The organism is Actinokineospora fastidiosa (assembly GCF_014648415.1).
GTDB classification, from domain to species: Bacteria; Actinomycetota; Actinomycetes; order Mycobacteriales; family Pseudonocardiaceae; genus Actinokineospora; species Actinokineospora fastidiosa.
In genome coordinates this window covers 432,046-449,867 of record NZ_BMRB01000004.1, presented here as the reverse complement: position 1 = coordinate 449,867, position 17,822 = coordinate 432,046, and the positions used below count along the sequence as shown (strand labels likewise).

At 74.1% G+C, this 17,822-nt stretch carries 15 protein-coding genes; 11 read left to right on the top strand and 4 right to left on the bottom strand.

The features are described 5' to 3' along the window. Positions 1-18 precede the first annotated feature (18 nt). Genes IEY98_RS24100 through lepB form a run of 4 tightly spaced genes read left to right on the top strand, consistent with a single transcriptional unit; the run spans position 19 to position 4,511 of the window. Positions 19-1,968 (top strand): putative cobaltochelatase, encoded by a 1,950-nt coding sequence (locus tag IEY98_RS24100; RefSeq protein ID WP_189212877.1) that lies wholly within the window; start codon positions 19-21, stop codon positions 1,966-1,968. Between the two features lie 10 nt (positions 1,969-1,978). Continuing rightward, entirely contained in the window at positions 1,979-2,593 is a 615-nt protein-coding gene (gene cobO / locus IEY98_RS24095; RefSeq protein WP_189212876.1) for a cob(I)yrinic acid a,c-diamide adenosyltransferase, read from the top strand. After that, a complete protein-coding gene (locus IEY98_RS24090) occupies positions 2,587-3,930 on the top strand; it encodes a cobyrinic acid a,c-diamide synthase CobB (RefSeq protein WP_189212875.1) in 1,344 nt (447 codons plus the stop codon). The genes cobO and IEY98_RS24090 overlap by 7 nt, the downstream gene beginning before the upstream one ends. 35 nt (positions 3,931-3,965) lie before the next feature. Then, on the top strand, positions 3,966-4,511 hold the full coding sequence (gene lepB, locus IEY98_RS24085) for a signal peptidase I (protein WP_189212874.1): 546 nt from the start codon (positions 3,966-3,968) through the stop codon (positions 4,509-4,511). Positions 4,512-4,554: 43 nt separating this feature from the next. Here the strand turns inward: lepB and IEY98_RS24080 are convergent, their stop codons facing one another. Together IEY98_RS24080 and IEY98_RS24075 are read right to left on the bottom strand one after the other, a co-directional pair. Beyond that, positions 4,555-5,328 carry a CbtA family protein gene (locus IEY98_RS24080; protein WP_229787323.1) on the bottom strand — a complete coding sequence of 258 codons (774 nt, stop codon included), beginning with the start codon at positions 5,326-5,328 and terminating at the stop codon, positions 4,555-4,557. After that, positions 5,319-5,522 (bottom strand): CbtB domain-containing protein, encoded by a 204-nt coding sequence (locus IEY98_RS24075; protein ID WP_189212873.1) that lies wholly within the window; start codon positions 5,520-5,522, stop codon positions 5,319-5,321. Before IEY98_RS24075 ends, IEY98_RS24080 begins: the two co-directional genes overlap by 10 nt. Before the next feature lie 166 nt (positions 5,523-5,688). On the opposite strand from IEY98_RS24075, the gene IEY98_RS24070 reads away from it, so the two are divergent. From IEY98_RS24070 to IEY98_RS24045, 6 genes are all read left to right on the top strand, one after another. Next, positions 5,689-6,231, top strand: a complete 543-nt coding sequence (locus IEY98_RS24070) for a histidine phosphatase family protein (RefSeq protein ID WP_189212872.1) — start codon at positions 5,689-5,691, stop codon at positions 6,229-6,231. Between the two features lie 331 nt (positions 6,232-6,562). Continuing rightward, positions 6,563-8,104, top strand: a complete 1,542-nt coding sequence (locus tag IEY98_RS24065) for a GAF domain-containing sensor histidine kinase (protein WP_189212871.1) — start codon at positions 6,563-6,565, stop codon at positions 8,102-8,104. After that, positions 8,104-8,754 (top strand): response regulator, encoded by a 651-nt coding sequence (locus IEY98_RS24060; protein WP_189212870.1) that lies wholly within the window; start codon positions 8,104-8,106, stop codon positions 8,752-8,754. Before IEY98_RS24065 ends, IEY98_RS24060 begins: the two co-directional genes overlap by 1 nt. Before the next feature lie 127 nt (positions 8,755-8,881). Beyond that, a complete protein-coding gene (locus IEY98_RS24055) occupies positions 8,882-9,976 on the top strand; it encodes a UDP-N-acetylglucosamine 2-epimerase (protein ID WP_189212869.1) in 1,095 nt (364 codons plus the stop codon). A 76-nt stretch (positions 9,977-10,052) separates the two neighbouring features. Next, positions 10,053-11,258 carry an MFS transporter gene (locus IEY98_RS24050; RefSeq protein ID WP_189212868.1) on the top strand — a complete coding sequence of 402 codons (1,206 nt, stop codon included), beginning with the start codon at positions 10,053-10,055 and terminating at the stop codon, positions 11,256-11,258. Positions 11,259-11,269: 11 nt separating this feature from the next. Beyond that, a complete protein-coding gene (locus IEY98_RS24045; protein WP_229787321.1) occupies positions 11,270-12,613 on the top strand; it encodes a GH1 family beta-glucosidase in 1,344 nt (447 codons plus the stop codon). A 300-nt stretch (positions 12,614-12,913) separates the two neighbouring features. Here IEY98_RS24045 and IEY98_RS24040 read toward each other — a convergent pair whose 3' ends face one another. Next, on the bottom strand, positions 12,914-13,903 hold the full coding sequence (locus IEY98_RS24040) for a beta-ketoacyl-ACP synthase 3 (protein WP_229787319.1): 990 nt from the start codon (positions 13,901-13,903) through the stop codon (positions 12,914-12,916). 117 nt (positions 13,904-14,020) lie between these two features. Between IEY98_RS24040 and IEY98_RS24035 the strand changes: the two genes are divergently transcribed. Next, a complete protein-coding gene (locus IEY98_RS24035; RefSeq protein ID WP_189212866.1) occupies positions 14,021-14,668 on the top strand; it encodes a class I SAM-dependent methyltransferase in 648 nt (215 codons plus the stop codon). A gap of 49 nt (positions 14,669-14,717) precedes the next feature. On the opposite strand, the gene IEY98_RS24030 is transcribed toward IEY98_RS24035, so the two are convergent. Next, positions 14,718-17,822 carry a glycosyl hydrolase 115 family protein gene (locus IEY98_RS24030; RefSeq protein ID WP_189212865.1) on the bottom strand — a complete coding sequence of 1,035 codons (3,105 nt, stop codon included), beginning with the start codon at positions 17,820-17,822 and terminating at the stop codon, positions 14,718-14,720.

Below are 17,822 nucleotides of genomic sequence, written 5' to 3'. Positions count from 1 at the left end.
AGGAGTGAGGACTGCAGCATGCCCGAGGCCGGGTACCCGTTCTCCGCCGTCGTCGGCCACGACGATCTACGCACCGCGTTGCTGCTCAACGCCGTCCACCCCGGGATCGGCGGGGTGCTCGTGCGCGGGGAGAAGGGCACAGCCAAGTCGACGGTCGTGCGGGCGCTGGCCGCCCTGCTGCCCGCCATCGCCGTGGCGGCCGACTGCCGGTTCTCCTGCGACCCGGACGCGCCGGACCCGCGCTGCCCGGACGCCCCGCACGCCGGGCGGACCGAGCGGCCCGCGCGGCTGGTCGAGCTGCCGGTGGGCGCGGGCGAGGACCGGCTGGTCGGCTCGCTGGACCTCGAGCGCGCGCTGCGCGAGGGCGTGCGCGCCTTCCAGCCCGGCCTGCTGGCCGCGGCGCACCGGGGCGTGCTCTACGTCGATGAGGTCAACCTCCTGCACGACCACCTCGTGGACCTGCTGCTCGACGCCGCCGCGATGGGCCGCGCGCACATCGAGCGCGAGGGTGTCTCGGTCTCGCACGCCTCGGCGTTCCTGCTGGTCGGCACCATGAACCCGGAGGAAGGCGAGCTGCGCCCGCAGCTGCTGGACCGCTTCGGCCTGACCGTCGAGGTCCGCGCCGCCCGCGACGTCGACACCCGCGCCGAGGTCATCCGCCGCAGGCTCGCCTACGAGGCCGACCCGGTCGGCTTCGCGGGCGCGTGGGCCGACGCCGACGCCGAGCTGGCCGCGCGCATCGTCGCCGCCCGCGCCGCGCTGCCCGGCGTCGCGCTCCCCGACGCGGAGCTGCGCCGCATCGCGGCCGTGTGCGCCGCCTTCGACGTCGACGGCATGCGCGCGGACCTCGTCGTCGCCCGCACCGCGGCCGCGCACGCCGCCTGGCGCGGCGGCGACCGGGTCACCGAGGCCGACGTCGAGGTGGCCGCCCGGCTGGCCCTGCCGCACCGCCGCAGGCGCGACCCGTTCGACGAGCCCGGTCTCGACGACAAGCAGCTCGACCAGGCGCTGCGCGACGCGGCGGAGGCCGAGGGCGACGGCGAGCCCGAGCCGGACCCCGACCCGCCCGCGTCCGCGCCCACGCCGGATGACAGTCCACAAGAGACGAAAGCGCCGCCAGCCCCGCAGGGCGACGGCGACGGCAAGCGGGCGGGCGCCCCGGACGCGGCGTTCAAGGCGCGGCGGCTGGAGATCGCGGGCGTCGGCGAGGGCGCGCCCGGCCGCCGCTCCCGCGCCCGGTCCGGCGGCGGGCGCACGCTGCGCGCCGCGAGCCGGGGCACGGGCGTCCACCTGGTCGGCACCGTGACCGCCGCCGCCCCGCACCAGCGGGCGCGCGGCCGCCGCGGCACGGCGCTGGAGCTGCGCCCCGACGACGTGCGCCGCACGGTCCGCGAGGGCCGCGAGTCCAACCTGGTGCTGTTCGTCGTCGACGCGTCCGGCTCCATGGCGGCGCGCAAGCGGATGACCGCGGTGACCGGCGCCGTCGTCTCCCTGCTCCGCGACGCCTACCAGCGGCGGGACAAGGTCGGCCTGGTCACCCTCCGGGGCTCGGGGGCCACCCTCGCCCTGCCGCCGACCTCGTCGGTCGAGGCCGCCGTCGCCCGCCTGCGCGACCTGCGCACCGGCGGCCGGACGCCGCTGGCCGACGGACTGCTCACCGCCCGCCGCACGCTGGCCGCCGAGCGGCTGCGCGACCCGCGCCGCCGCGCGCTGCTCGTGCTGGTCACCGACGGCCGCGCGACCGTCCCGGCCCGCCCCGGCGGCGACCCGCTCGCCGACGCGGAGCGGGCGGCGGGGCTGCTCGCCCGCGACGGCGTGGCCGCGGTCGTGGTCGACTGCGAGGGCGGCCCGGTCCGCCTCGGCCTCGCCGACCGGCTGACGACCGCCATCGGCGGCACCGGGGTCCGGCTGGCGGACCTCTCGGCGGACGCGGTCGCGGGCGTCGTCCGCGCGGCCCGCGCGGCGTAAGGAGGACGCGATGCCCCAGGGGAAGCCCGAGGTCGTCCCGCAGGACGGCATGACGACCCGGCAGCGCCGCAACCGGCCGCTGCTGTTGGTGCACACCGGCGAGATGAAGGGCAAGTCTACCGCCGCGTTCGGCCTCGCGCTGCGCGGCTGGAACCAGGGCTGGAACATCGGCGTGTTCCAGTTCGTCAAGTCGGCCAAGTGGCGCGTCGGCGAGGAGTCGGCGTTCCTGGCGCTGGGCAGGCTGCACGAGCAGACCGGCGAGGGCGGCCCGGTGCAGTGGCACAAGATGGGCTCGGGCTGGTCGTGGTCGCGCAAGGCGGGCACCGAGACCGACCACGCCGAGGCCGCCAGGGAGGGCTGGCGCGAGATCGCCCGCAGGCTCGCGGCCCAGGAGCACGACCTCTACGTGCTCGACGAGTTCACCTACCCGCTCAAGTGGGGCTGGCTCGACGTCGACGAGGTCGTGCGCACGCTCGCGGAGCGGCCGGGGCACCAGCACGTGGTGATCACCGGCCGGGACGCGCCGCGGGCCCTCGTCGACGCCGCCGACCTGGTCACCCACATGACCAAGGTCAAGCACCCGATGGACGCCGGGCAGAAGGGGCAGAAGGGCATTGAGTGGTAGCCCGGCTGGTCATCGCCGCCCCGGCGTCGGGCAGCGGCAAGACGACCGTGGCGACCGGGCTGATGGCCGCCCTGCGCGCCCGCGGCCGCCGGGTCGCCCCGTTCAAGGTCGGCCCGGACTACATCGACCCCGGGTACCACTCGCTGGCCGCTGGCCGCCCCGGCCGCAACCTCGACCCGAACCTCGTCGGCGAACACCGGGTCGCGCCGCTGTTCCGGCACGGCGCGGCAGGCGCGGACATCGCGGTGATCGAGGGCGTGATGGGCCTGTTCGACGGCCGCATCGAGACCGGGTTCGGCTCCACCGCGCACGTCGCGGGCCTGCTCGACGCGCCGGTGCTGCTCGTGGTCGACGCGCGCGGCCAGAGCAGCAGCATCGCCGCCCTGCTGCACGGGTTCCGCTCGTTCCGGCCGGACGTGCGGCTCGCGGGCGTCGTGCTGAACCAGGTGGGCTCGGACCGGCACGAGGAGGTGCTGCGCGCGGCGTGCGCGGAGGTCGGCCTCCCGGTGCTGGGCGCGGTCCGCAGGGCGGGCGCGGTCGCCGTGCCGTCGCGGCACCTCGGGCTGGTGCCCGCCGCCGAGCACGGCGCGGACGCCGTCGGCGCGGTCGCGGCGATGGCCGACCTGGTGGCGTCCTCGGTCGACCTCGACGCGGTCGTGGAGATGGCCGCCACCGCGCCCGCGCTGCCCGGGGACGCCTGGGACGCCGCGGCCGAGGTGGCGCGCGGACCGGCCGCGGTCATCGCCGTGGCGGGCGGGCCCGCGTTCACCTTCGGCTACGCCGAGCACGTCGAGCTGCTGGCCGCCGCTGGCGCGGAGGTCGCGGTGGTCGACCCGGTGCGCGACGAGAAACTCCCGCCCGACACCGCCGGTCTCGTGCTGCCCGGCGGCTTCCCCGAGCAGCACGCCGACGCCCTCTCGGCCAACGCCCCGCTGCGCGCGGCCGTCGCCGACGCCGTGCGCGCGGGTCTGCCGGTGCACGCCGAGTGCGGCGGCCTGCTCTACCTGGCGTCCACATTGGACGAAAAGCCGATGTGCGGCGTCCTGCAGGTCGACGCGGAGATGACCCCGCGGCTCACCCTCGGCTACCGCGACGCCGTGGCGACCGTCGACTCCTGCCTGCACCCGGCGGGAGCGCGCGTCACCGGCCACGAGTTCCACCGCACCCGCACGCGGCCGCAGCACGGCGACCCGCCCGCGTGGGCGTGGCGCGACGCGACGGGCGCGGCCGTCCGGGAGGGCTTCGCCAGCGCGAGCGTGCACGCCTCGTACCTGCACACCCATCCGGCGGGCCATCCCGAGGCGGTCGCCCGGTTCCTGGCCGCGGCGCGGGGATGAGGGCGGCCGCCCGGCGACGGCACACGGTGGTCGCTGTGCTCGCCAGCGCCGTGCTCGTCGCGGCGCTCGGCGTCGCGGTGACGGGGTACGCCGCCTCCGCCGTCGTCGCGGGCCGGAGCATGTCCCCCACGCTGGAACCGGGGCAGCGCATCCTCGTCGACCCGTTCGCGGGCGACTACGCCCCCGTCCGGCTCGCCGTCGTCGTGGCGGACCGGGACGGGACGGCCGTGGTCAAGCGCGTGGTCGGGGTCCCCGGCGACCGGGTGCGGATGGTCGACGGGCGCGCGCAGGTGCGGCCCGAGGGCGTCGGCCCCTGGTTGTCCTTGGTCCTGCCCGGGACGGACGACCCGTGGGACACGCCCCGGCTGTGCTGCGCGCCGGACGGCAGTGGCGGGGTGGCCGGGTCGGTCGAGGTCCCGGCGGGCCGGGTCTGGCTGCTGGGCGACAACCTGGCCGTGTCCGACGACTCCCGCGCGTACGGTTTCGTGCCCGTGAGCGCGATCGAGGGACCGGTGTGGCTGCGCACCTGGCCGCTCGACTCGGCCGACCACCTGGTCGCGATGGCGGCGCTGAGCCGGTAGGACACCGCTGCCCGTGTCCGAAGAGGACACGGGCAGCGGGGGTTCAGCGCCGGGCGGTACCCCGGTGCAGCAGCACGGCGAACACCACGCCGATGCCCGCCCACAGCACCGCCGAGGTGCCGAGGGAGGCGATGCGGAACTCCCACAGCAGATCGCCGGGGAAGCCGTCGGGCACCTCGCGGTAGGACGGCAGCAGCTTGGCCACCGCCGTCACCACGACGACGTAGCCGACCGCGGCCAGCACCCCGGCGGGCCAGCCGCCCAGGCGCGGCGTGAGCCGGGTGGTCGCGGCCCCGGCCAGGACCGCGGCCACGACGGACACGGCGATCATGGCGAAGTACAGCGCCGTCCGCTCCTCGATCGTGCCTGCCTGGCCGACGGCGGGCGGGTTCGCCGGGTAGGTCAGGAACGGGACGAGGACGACGGCGACATAGCCGAACCCGGCCAGCGCCAGGGCGGTCGCCCTGGGCGTCAGCCTGCCGACGCGGCCGTAGGCGAAGGCGAAGGCGATGCCGAACAGCCCGCCGAGGCCGAGGCCGTAGGCGACCGCGCCGATGCCGAGGCCGCCGGTGGCCTGGAAGGCCCGGGACACCGGCTCGTCGGCGGGTTCCTCAGTGGGCTCCTCGGCGTGGGAGTGCCCGTCCCCGCCGTGGGAGTGCCCGCCCGCCGACTCCTCGAGCGCGATGGCCCGCTCGACCGCGGGCTCGCCGAACACGCTGGCGAAGCCGAAGGCGAGCAGGCCGCCGACGAGGCCCGCGAGCAGGCCCCAGACGAGCAGGGAGCGAACGGTGAGCGTCGGTGTCTCGGTCAGTGGCACGGGAAGCCCAGCAGGTGCCGCGCGTCGTGGACGAGCTCGTGGACGGTGGTCCCGTCGAAGAGCGCGACCGCGCCCTGCTCGGTGCTGACGAAGTACATCACCAGCAGCGACAGGACGCCGACGAACACGGCGTAGGGCAGGATCTCCCGGATCGGGATGCGTACCGGCAGGGGGGTGGCGACGGCGTGCGTCATGGGGACCTCCATCCGGGCAACCCGCGGCCCGGTGTCAGTGGGGGAAGACGGCAGAGGGTCTGACTGCGGTCCGCGAGCGGACCACACAGTGGCGCGGCCGTGCCGGAGTCACACCGGCTTCCTCGTACCATCAGGGTCGATCCAGGAACGTATGGGAGCGGCGGTCATGGTGTCAACGCGCTCGCGATCACCGTCGACGCTGGTCATGATCGCCCACCAGCCCACCGCGGCGACCCGGGCGGCGGCGTTCCCCGCCGACGAACCCGTCGAGCGGCCCGCGCCCGCCGACCCGCCGCGCGTCGACGTCGCGCTGCGCGGTCCGGAGACGCGCTGCGCCGACACCGCCCGCTGCCTGGGGCTGGACGCCGAACCGGTGCCCGCGCTGCGCGATCTGGACGCGGGCGCGTGGCGCGGGCTGGGCATGGATCAGATCGCGCCGGACGCGCTCGCGCGCTGGCTCGCCGACCCGGCCGAGGCGGCCCCGGGTGGCGAGTCCGTGGCCGAGGTGATCGCCCGCGTCACCACCTGGTTGGCCGAACCGCCTGCCGCGCGCAGGATCGCCGCCGTGACCCATCCGGCGGTGATCCGCGCGGCGCTGGTGCACGCGCTCTCCGCACCCGATCGGTCATTCTGGCGAATCGACGTCGCGCCGGGCGCGCGGATCGTTCTTCGCGGCGGTCCCGGGCGGTGGACTGCTCTTTTCCGTTGATTTCGAGCGGAATGGGAAAGTGTCCGCACAAACGCGCGCGACTTACGGCGGGTAGGGCCGGAAGTCCCGGACCCCGACGGCGGATTCCCCGCGCGAAGCCCGATCCCCACCGCCGGTCACCGCCCGGTCGACGGACCGTGGCCACGGTCGACGGGCCACCATGCGCGCATACAACCGGGAAAAGAGCAACCAACCGGTGTGATGAATTCGTCCGATTGGGGACGGAAATGGCTCGGGGGTGTATCAGTTACGGGATTGCGAGCGATCCCATCAACAGGTGCACCCCGCGAGCGGGCGCGATGGTCGAGCGGAGGCGGAGCTGGACACCGACGTGCGTGACGCGAGCGGGCCAGGGGCGGTCGCCGTCCGGACCCCGCGACCGAGCGATCCCCTGCTGTCCGCGGTGCTGGCCATCGGGCGCGAGCTGTCCGCGCGCACCGTGCTCGACCGCACCGCCGAGGCGGCCGTCGACCTGACCCACGCCACCCGCGCCGAGCTGACCGTGCTCGGCCGCGACGGCGAGGTCGCCGACCGGGCCGCCGTGGGCCCCGAGGTGCCGCAGCGCCCGGGCCTCATCGAGACGATCACCGTGGCGGGCGCTGCGGTCGGCACGCTGCGCGTCGTGCGGACCGAGGACGAGCCCGACTTCACCCCCGCCGACGCCGACGCGCTGGCCACCCTGGCCGAGGCCGCCGGGGCCGCGCTGGGCAACGCCCACCGCTACGAGCGCGGCCACCGCCGCGAGGAGTGGCTGCGCGCCACCAACGAGGTCACCGCCGTGCTGCGCACCGGCCCGCCCGCCGCCGAGGGGTTCGGGCTGCTGGCCCGGCGCGCGCGCGAGATCCCGGGCGCGGTGCTGGCGATGGTCATGGTCCCGGAGAGCCCGGACACGCTGGTCGCCCACACGGTCGACGGCGTGCTCGCCGACCGGCTGACGGGCGCGCGTCTGGGCATGACCGACAGCATCACCGGCGACGTCTACAGCACCGGCCGCCCGCGCGCGTTCGAGGCGATCGCCGAGGCGACCATCCGCCGGTCGGCCCGCACCTTCCAGACCCTCGGCGCGGGCATCGGCGTGCTCGGCCCCGCCGCGTTCGTGCCGCTCGGGCAGCAGCCCATCGGCGTGCTGGTCGTGGCCAAGGCGCACGGCGCCGCGCCGTTCGACGACGACGACATCGCGATGATCGCCAGCTACGCCGGGCACGCCGCGCTGGCCGTGGAGTTCGCCGAGGCCCAGCAGGACCGCCAGCGGCTGGCGCTGTACGAGGAGCGCGACCGCATCGCCCGCGACCTGCACGACCTGGTGATCCAGCGGCTGTTCGCGATCGGCCTCGGCCTGCAGGGCCTCGGCCGCGCCGAGGAGGGCGCGCCGGTCGCGCCCCGGCTGGCCGGGTTCGTCGGCGAGATCGACACGACCATCCGCGACATCCGGCGCAGCATCTTCTCGCTCCAGCAGCCAGCGAACGGCCCGTACAGCGCGCGCGGGGAGATCCTGCGGGCGATCTCCGAGGCCACCGTGACCCTCGGCTTCGAGCCCAGCGTCAGCCTGGACGGGCCGCTGGACTCGGTGGTGCCGCCGGAGATCCAGCTCGACCTCATCGCGACCCTGCGCGAGACGCTGTCCAATGTGGTGCGCCACGCGCTGGCCAGCCAGGTGATGGTCAGCGTCGTGGTCGACCGCACGGCGACCATGCTGGTGCTGTCCGTGCGCGACGACGGCGCGGGCCTGCCCGCCGAGGTCGGCCACCGGGGCGGGCTGACCAACATCGCCCGGCGGGCCGAGCGCTGGGGCGGGCGGTGCCACGTCGACAGCCCCGACGGGCGCGGCACCCGCATCGACTGGCAGGTCCCCCTGCGTGGACGGGAGAACTGATGGCGATCTCGGTGTTCGTGCTGGACGACCACGAGGTGGTCCGGCGCGGCCTGCGGCAGCTGCTGGAGGCCGAGCCGGACATCGACGTCGTCGGCGAGGCGGCCACCGCGGCCCAGGCGCTGGCCAGGGTGCCCGCGCTGCGCCCGAAGGTGGCGATCCTGGACGTGCGGCTGCCCGACGGCGAGGGCGTCTCGGTCTGCCGCGACCTGCGCTCGGTGGTCACGCCCCCGCCCGCGTGCCTGATGCTGACCTCGTTCTCCGACGACGAGGCCCTCTTCGGGGCGATCATGGCGGGCGCGGCGGGCTACATGCTCAAGCAGGTCAGCGGCAACGACCTGGTCTCGGCGGTGCGGACGCTGGCGGGCGGGGGCTCGCTGCTGGACGCGGGCGTCACCGCGACCGTGCTCGACCGGCTGCGCGCGGGCCGGGTGGAGGACCCGAGGTACGCGACGCTGAGCCCGCAGGAGCGCAAGATCCTCGACCTGATCGCCGAGGGGATGACCAACCGGCAGATCGCCATGCAGCTCTACCTGGCGGAGAAGACGGTCAAGAACTACGTGTCCACATTGCTGCACAAGCTCGGCTTCGACCGCCGCACCGAGGCCGCGGTGTACGCGACGCGCCTGCGCACGGGCAGGCGCGTGAACTGACGGCGTGTCGGCTGCGCGGGGCGCGCGCCGCAGGTAACGTCGGTCACAGTGGAAAGGGGGCGACTTGGCACCGTGCACTTTGGTCCCCCTCCCCGCGCGGACCGGGCCGGAACCCGTGGTGTGCCTGGTGGCCACTGACGCGGCCGCTGCGGTCCGCCTGTCCCCCCTGGCGTTGTTGTTGCGCGGACACGGACGTGTCCGCGTGCTGTTGACGGCGTGCGGTCCGGCCGCGGCCGACACCGTCACCGCGCTCGGCGCCGCGCCTGACGCGGTGGTGCCGCTTGAGGCGGCCAGCCTCATGTCGGCGCCCGCGCTGATGTCCGCAGTGGACCGTGTGCTCGCCGACAGCGACGCGGACGCCGTCGTGGTCGCGGGCGACTCGGCGATCGCGTTCGGCGCGGCGATGGCCGCGTTCTGGCGGCGGATCCCGGTGGTCCACCTCGACGCCGGGGTGCGCTCGCACGACCTGACCGCGCCGTTCCCCGAGGAGGGCCACCGCAGGCTGATCGCCCAGGTCGCCTCCCTGCACCTGACCTCGACCCCCGCGGCGAGCGCGAACCTGGCCGCCGAGGCGCACGCCTGCCGCACGGTGCTGACGGTCGGCAGCACGGCGGTGGACGCCGCGCGATTGGCCCTGGCCCGCCGGAAGCTCTCGACCTTCGCCGACCTCGAGGACGCCGCGCGCAGCGGCGAGCGCCGGGTCGCGCTGGTCTCCCTCGACCCGGACAGGCACGGCAGGCGCGCGCTGTCCCGCGTGCTGCCCGCGGTGTCGGACCTGGCCCTGGCCACGCCGGACCTGGAGGTCGTGCTGCCCGCGCCGCGCGGCAGCAGGCTGCGGGAGCTGGCCGAGGACAGCCTCGGCAGGCTGGTCCGGGTGGTCATCGCCGACGCGCTGCCGCAGCCGGACCTGATCGGCCTGCTGTCGGTGGCGGCCGCCGCGGTCTGCGATCCCGGCCCGCTGGTGGAGCAGGCGGGCGCCCTCGGCGTCCCGACGCTGCTGCTCAGCGGCGAACGCGGCGCCTGGACCGAGCCGGAGCACCCGGGCGAGCCGTGGACAGCGGGCCTCGACCGGGCGGTCATCGCGCGCATCGCCGAGAAGCTGGTGCTCACCGGCCCGCGCACGCCGACCCCGCTCGGCGACGGGCACGCGGCCGCCCGCTGCGAGCAGGCCGTCGAGTGGCTGTTGGGCCTGTCCGGCCGTCCGGAGGAGTTCGCGGGCTGAGACCGCGCTTGGGGCTATCGGCGCGCCCGCCGAGTTCGTATGCTGACGCGAACTTCCTTCATGTCCTGGGGGCGCGGTGGCGGAGCGGACGGTCGAGCGGGGCGTCTCCTCGGGCTGGACGGCCGCGCTCGTGCTCACCACGGTGGCGACCTTCGTCGGCTGGTACGGGCCACTGCAGATCCTGTTGGCCAAGCAGGCCGACCTGGTCGACCCGGCGGGCAAGGAGACCCTGCTGGCCACCGTCGCCGCCGTGGGCGCGGTGTGCTCGATGGTGGCCAACCCGGTCTGGGGAGCGCTGTCGGACCGCACGACCGGCCGATGGGGGCGGCGGGTGCCGTGGGTCGTCGGCGGGTCCGTCGCGGGGGCGGCCGGGCTCGTCGTGCTGTCGTGGGCGACGTCGGCACTCGGCATGGTCGTGGGCTGGTGCCTGGTCCAGGTGGCGCTGAACGCCCCGCTGGCCGCGCTGAGCGCGGCGATCCCGGACCGGGTGCCGGAGGCGCGGCGGGGCGTGGTCGGCGGCTGGTTCGGCCTCGCGCAGACCGTCGGGGTGATGGCCGGGACCGGGCTCGCCGTGGCGGGCGGGACCATCGCGGGCGGGTACCTGGTCTGCGCCGCCGTCGTCGTGCTCGGCGCGATCCCGTTCGCCCTGGTGCGCCCGGAACCGGCGGTCGAGCGCCCGCGCGGTCCGCTGCTGCGCGGGTTCGTGATCAACCCGCGCCGGTACCCCGACTTCGGGTGGGCCTGGCTCACCCGGTTCCTGATGAACCTGGGCAACGCGATCGCCCTGCTGTACCTGCTCTACTTCCTGGACGACGCCGTCGGGGTCGCCGATCCCGAGGGCGGCGTGCTCGTGCTGACCGTGCTCTACGCCCTGGCGCTGCTGGCCACGGTGGTCGTCGCGGGCTCGTGGTCGGACAGGGCGGGCTCGCGGCGCGCGTTCGTGGCCGGGTCGGGCGTCGTCATGGCCGCCGCGGCCGTGCTGCTGGCGGTGTGGCCGACCTGGCCGGGCGCGGTGACCGCGGCGCTGGTGCTGGGCGTCGGGTTCGGCGCCTACACCGCGGTCGACTTCGCGCTGGTCACCCAGGTGCTGCCCGCGGCTGCCGACCGGGGCAAGGACCTCGGCCTGGTCAACATCGCCAACACGCTGCCGCAGGTGCTGGCCCCGGTCATCGCGGCTCCGGTGGTCCGCTCGTACGGCGGGTACCCGGCGCTCTACGCCGTGGCCGCCGCGGTCGGGCTGCTCGGCGCCGTGCTCGTGTTCCGCATCCGTTCGGTCCGATGAGGAGTGATGGCATGTTTCCCGACGGCTTCCTGTGGGGCGCGGCGTCCGCGGCCTACCAGGTCGAGGGCGCGGTGGCCGAGGACGGCCGCGCCCCGTCGGTGTGGGACACCTTCACCGCCCGCCCCGGCGTGATCCACGGCGGCGACACCGGCGCGGTGGCGTGCGACCACTACCACCGCTACCGCGAGGACGTCGCCCTGCTGCGCGATCTGGGCGTCGACGCCTACCGGTTCTCGATCGCCTGGCCGCGCGTGCTGCCGTACGGCAGGGTGAACCCGGCCGGGCTCGACTTCTACGACCGGCTGGTGGACGAGCTGGTGACGGCGGGCATCGCGCCCGCGGTGACGCTGTTCCACTGGGACCTCCCGCAGCACCTGGAGGACGTGGGCGGCTGGCGCGACCGCGACACGGCGTTCCGGCTCGCCGAGTACGCCGCCGTCGTCGCCGACCGCATCGGCGACCGGGTCCGGCTCTGGATGCCGCTGAACGAGCCGGTCGTGGTCACGATGTTCGGCCACGCTCTGGGCAGCCACGCGCCCGGGCACGCCTTGGGCTTCGACGCGCTGCCGACCGTGCACCACCAGCTGTTGGGCCACGGCCTCGCCGTCCAGGCCCTGCGCGCGGCGGGCTGCACGGGCATCGGCATCGCCAACAACCACGGCGCCGTGTCGCCAGCGTCGGACGACCCGGCGGACGTCGACGCTGCCGACACCTACCGGACGCTGGTCAACTGGCTGTTCTCCGACCCGGTCCTGCGCGGGGAGTACCCCGCGCCCGAACTGGCGGCGGCGATGCCGGGCCCGGTCGCCGACGACCTGAAGACGATCGCCGAGCCGCTGGACTTCTACGGCGTGAACTACTACCAGCCGAGCATCGTCGGCGCGCCGTCCGGCGAGCCGGTGGCGGTGGAGGGCGCGCTGCTGCCGCCGGGCCTGCCGTTCGAGCCCCGCCCCATCGACGCCCCGAAGACCGACTTCGGCTGGCCGATCGTGCCGTCCGGCCTGCGGGAGACGGTGGCGATGTTCGCCGCGCGCTATGGCGCGGACCTGCCGCCGGTCTACATCACCGAGAGCGGCTGCTCGTTCCACGACCCGGACCCAGTCGACGGACGCGTGCCCGACCAGGCCCGGATCGACTACCACGCCGCCCACCTGCAGGCGCTGGCCGACGTGATCGCCGACGGGGTGGACGTGCGCGGCTACTTCGCCTGGTCCCTCACCGACAACTTCGAGTGGGCCGCAGGCTACCGCGAGCGATTCGGCCTGGTGCACATCGACTACGCCACCCAGAAGCGCACCCCGAAGGACTCCTACCACTGGTACCGAGACTGGATCCGCAACCACCGTTCCGGATGATCAGATCATCTGGCCCCCCACTAGATGACGTGACCATCCAGATGACGTCACCATCCAGATGACGTCACCATCCAGATGACGTGACCATCCAAATGATCTGGCCACTTGTGCGCGCGAGATCCAGATGATCCCGTCATCCGGATGATCTCACCATCCGGATGGACCGATCATTCAGATGCCCTGATCATCTGGATGGTGAGATCATCCGGACGGTCTCACCATTGCGATGATGGCATCATCCGAATGATGTCGTCATATGCCGTCATCATCTGGATGATCGGGTCATCTGAGGCGGGTGGGCTAGACCGGGGCGGGGACGCGTAGGGGGAGGCGGACGACCTGGGCGGCGTAGGTGAGGCCCGCGCCGAAGCCGACCAGGAGGGCCAAGCCGCCGGGGTCGGCCTGGCCCTCGGCCAGCATGCGGTCGATGGCCATCGGGATGCTCGCCGCCGAGGTGTTGCCCGCGTCCACCACGTCCCGGGCCACCGCGGCGTCCGGGGCGCCGATCTTGGCGGCCAGGGCGTTGATGATCCGCAGGTTGGCCTGGTGCGGCACGATCGCGGACAGGTCGGCCGGGCGGATTCCGGCGCGCTCGCAGGCCTGGAGGGCGATCGGGTGGATCTCGGTGGTCGCCCAGCGGAACACCGACTGGCCCGCCATGTGCATGAGGCCGCCGTCGGGGATGTGGATGAGGTCGGCGGCCGAGCCGTCGCTGCCCCACACCACCGGGCCGATGCCCGGCTCGTCGGCGGCGGTCACCACGGCCGCGCCCGCGCCGTCGCCGAAGATGATGCTGGTCCCGAGGTCGGTCGGGTCCACCCAGGCGCTCATCCGCTCGGCGCCCACGACCAGGACCGTGCGGGCCGATCCCGCGCGCACCGTGTCGGCGGCCACGCCGAGGGCGTAGCAGAACCCGGCGCAGGCGGCGTTGAGGTCGAACCCGGCGGCCCGGCCAGCGCCCACCGCGTCGGCGATGCCCGCCGCCAGCCCCGGGATCGGGGACCGCGCGCTGCAGGTCGCCACGATCACCAGGTCGACGTCGGCGGCGGGGAGTCCACTGTGGTCCAACGCCCGGCTCGCGGCGGCCGCGCCCATCACCTCGATCGACTCCGACTCGTCCGCGAAGCGGCGGGACACGATGCCCGTGCGCTCGCGCACCCACTCCCCCGTGCGGCCGAAGCGGTCGGCGATGCCCGCGCTGTCGACGGCGAGGTCGGGCCGATAGGCGCCGACCCCGACCAGCTGTGCTCCTGCCGCGCCCGTGGTCCGGCGCAATGCGTTGACTGCCACCGTGCAAGGTTGGACAACTACCAATCGGTAGCGCTCACCATGTGACTAGGTTCTCATCGAATATCCATGCACTGGTGAGTAGGTTTCGCGCTTGTTCATTCAGGCATCCTGTCGCGTGTGACCTATCGCGATCCCGACCACGAGCGCGCCACGCGCATGGCCGTCGCCGCCAACGCCGCGGGCGACCGGCACTGGTTCGAGCAGCTCTACGACGAGGCCGAGAGCGGCGGCCCCGCCGTGCCCTGGCACCGCACCGAGCCCAACCCCCGGCTGCGGGAGTGGTCCGGCGGCCGGGCCATCGTCGTGGGCTGCGGCTACGGCCACGACGCCGCGCACCTGGCCGCCCGCGGCTACCGGGTGACCGCGTTCGACCTGTCCCCCACCGCCGTCGCCGCGGCCCGGGAGACCTACCCCGACATCGACTTCCACGCCGCGGACGTGCTGGAGCCGATGGCGGAGTGGGCGGGCGCGTTCGACGTCGTCTTCGAGGCCTACACCGTCCAGGTGCTGCGCGGCGACGACCGGGCCGCCGCCATCGCCGCGATCGCGGGGTTCGTCGCCCCCGGCGGCAGGCTGCTGGTCGTCGGCTTCCGCGCCCGGCCCGACGACGAGCCCGACCGCATCGCGCTGCCGCTGACCGCCGAGGAGCTGCGGTCGTTCACCACGCACGGCCTCGACCTGGTCTCGCTCGCCGAGGAGCCGCCGAGGGACGACGCCCCGCCGCCGCGCTGGCACTGGATCGCCGAATACCGACGGCCCGCGTAAGACGACGGCGCCCTCGGCCGCGTCACACGGCCGAGGGCGCCATCCGCGACTAACGCACCCGCATGCTCTCCGGGGGCCCGAGGTAGCTGGGCAGCAGCCCACCGGTGTCGACAACGATCTTCTGCACGACGACCGTCGGGTCGACCATCCAGAACTTCAGCGTGTGCGTCCCGGGCCGGTCGATCACGTGCGTGGTGGTCGTCAGGTTGACGTTGTCCGACGTGTTGCGCTCCCACTGCTTGTTCATCGTCGTGTCGTTGGCGCCGGTCGCCGTGGTGATGTTGACCGTCTGCGGCTCCTGACCGTCGAAGCTCACCGCGTACTTGAGCCCGTCGGTGTCGAACACGTTGTTGCGCGGGGACAGGTACGCGTGCACGCGCACCGGGCCGGTCGTGGTGAGCGTCATCTCGTACTCCAGGCGCGGGCTGTCGCCGCCGGGAGTCTGTCGCGGCGCGCGCAGCGGGTAGGGCTCCATGCCGTTGCCCGTGCGGCCGATGTCGTCGATCCGCACCCACCGGACGCCGTCGCCGTTCACCACCCGCGAGTAGTGGTCGGCCTCCATCGACACGTACCCGTTGGCCTCCACGAAACCGCGCGGCCTGATCCTCGTGTTGTCCACAATGGCCTGGACCGTCACGGTCCGCCCGGCTCCGGTCACCGTCACCGGCACGGTGTGCTTGCCGCGCGGAACCCGCTTCCAGTCGACGCTGAACGTCGCCCGGACCTGCGTGTCCACGACACCGTGCTGCTTGTCGACCCGCAGCCACGGCGCGCCGGGCTCGATGCGGTAGTCGAACGCGACCGCGCCCCGGTTGAACACCTCGACGTACTGCGGCGCCTGCGCCTGGTACCGGCTGAACGTCGGCAGCACGGCCGGGGTGTCCGCGTGCGGCCACCACTGGTCCGACCCGTCGACCGCGACCCCGAGCTCGGCCCGGTCGGGCAGCTCGATGCGCTTGACCGCCGGGTAGATCTCGTCCGGCAGGGCCTCGTGGTTGCGCTCGGGCTGCTGCCACGGCGCGTTGGGCCCGTAGCGCTCGACGTCGCCGTAGCCGATCTTGGGCTGGGTCTGGAAGCCTTCCCACTTCCCGCCCGCGAGCGTGTGGTTGTAGTAGTCGGACATGGCCTGGTCGTCGGCGAAGCGGGCCTCGGCGACGTCGGCCAGGTCGTTCGTCGCGGCCCGGCCCTGCGCGGCGTAGAGCCGGTTGGTGAAGTTGGCTTCCCGCAGCTCGTACAGGTTCGCGCTCGCCTTCACCTGGTAGTACACCAGTTGGTAGTAGGCGTCCTGGAGGTGCGGTGGCACGGACCGTCCGATGTGCTCGGCGCGCCGGGCCAGTTCCCGCCACTGGTCGGTGACCCGCTCGATCTCCCGGTAGTTCGTGATGCTGAACGGTGTCTGCCGGTCGTCGTACACCACTGCCGACGAATCGGTAGCGATGTCCTTGCTCGAGTCCACGGTGATGCGCCGGTTGAGCAGCTCGGGCTTGCGGTCGGACTGCAGCTTCCCGTACTCGCGCAGCACGTCGGCGATCGGCCCGGCGAGCTCCTGGCCGAAGTTCTGGGCGGCGTAGCCGCGCTCCCAGTCGTCCAGCCCGTGCTGCGGGATCGGCTTCCAGGCGTAGTCCAGGAAGAACTGCAACGGCAGCTCCTGGTTCTTCATGTCGCCGACGTTGACCACCCACAGCCGGTCCACACCCGCGTTGTAGGTGTGGTCGAGCTGCTCCCACACGTTGGGCAGCAGCATCGTGTCGACCCACTTGTAGTTGCGGCCGCCGCCGACGTAGTCGAAGTGGTAGTATATGCCGTACCCGCCCGCGCGCGGTTCGTCCGCGGGCAGCTTGCGCATGTTGCTCCAGTTGTCGTCGCAGAACACCACCGTGACGTCGTCCGGCGGGCGCAGGCCCTTGTCCCAGTACCGCTGGACTTCCTTGTAGAGGGTCTGCACCTGCGGGATGCCGGTGATGTCGCCGCCCGCCTCGCGCTCCAGGATCGCCCGCTGGGTGCGGATGATCTCGTTCATCAGCTCGATGCCGTCGCCGTCGGGCAGGCTCACGTCGCCGTTGCCGCGCATGCCGAGCGTGACCACGCCCTCGAAGCCCTCGCGCACCATGCGCCGCACGCCGTCGGCCCAGTACGCCTCGATGGCCGCGCGATTGCGCCGGAAGCTCCACTCGCCCGTGCCGCCGTACGGGTCGCTGCCCGGGGTGACGATGGTCCCGTCGGCGTCGCGGACGGCCGGGGTGGCGTGGCGGTTCCACTCCTCGATGCCGCGCATCATCGGGGCCTCGTGCGAGGTGCCCATGACGACGCCGTACTCGGTAGCGGTCCGGTGGTTCTCCGGGTCGTCCTCGGCGAAGGCCCGGCCCCACACCGCGGGCCACAGGTAGTTGGCCTTCAGCCGCAGCATGGTCTCGAAGACCTTGCCGTAGAACGCGGAGTTGAAGCCGTTCGGGTGGCCGGGGGCGTGCCCGGGGCCGAAGTGGCGCGGCGCCCAGCGGCCGAGCGCGGGGTTCTCGTCGTTGATGAAGAACCCCCGGTACTTGACCGCGGGTGTGCCCTGGGTGTGCCGTCCGGGCAGGACGTGCAGCTCGTCGCGGTGCTGCGGGGTGACGTCGTCCCACCAGTACCAGGGCGAGACGCCGATTGACTTGGACACGTCGTAGACGCCGAAGATCGTGCCCCGCTGGTCGCTGCCCGCGATCACCAGCGCCCGGCGCACGCCGGGCATCGGGTGCTCGACCACCTGCTGCACGGCGGTCTCCCACTTGCCCGCGACGCCGCGCGCGTCGACCTTGCCGCGCCGGACGAGGTCGTCGACCAGCGGGCTGCGCCCGAGCGTGCCGACGATGACGACCTCGCGCCCGCGCCCGCCGATCGCGGGCGCGATCCCGGTGACCCGCTCGATGTCGGCGCGCAGGTCGCCCGCCGCCCTGCGGACGCCTGCGAAATCGGCGTCATCGACCAGGATGGGCGCGGCCCTGCCGTCGGCCACCAGCGGGAACCGCCCGGGGCCTTGGCTCTCGGCGACGTAGCCGCCGGGGGTGATCGGCCCGCCGCCGGGCCGCGGCGCCGCCGCGGCCGGGACCGCGAGCCCGGCCACGGCGACCAGCACCGCCGTGGCCAGAACCCGGAGCCTGGATAACCGTACGAGCAT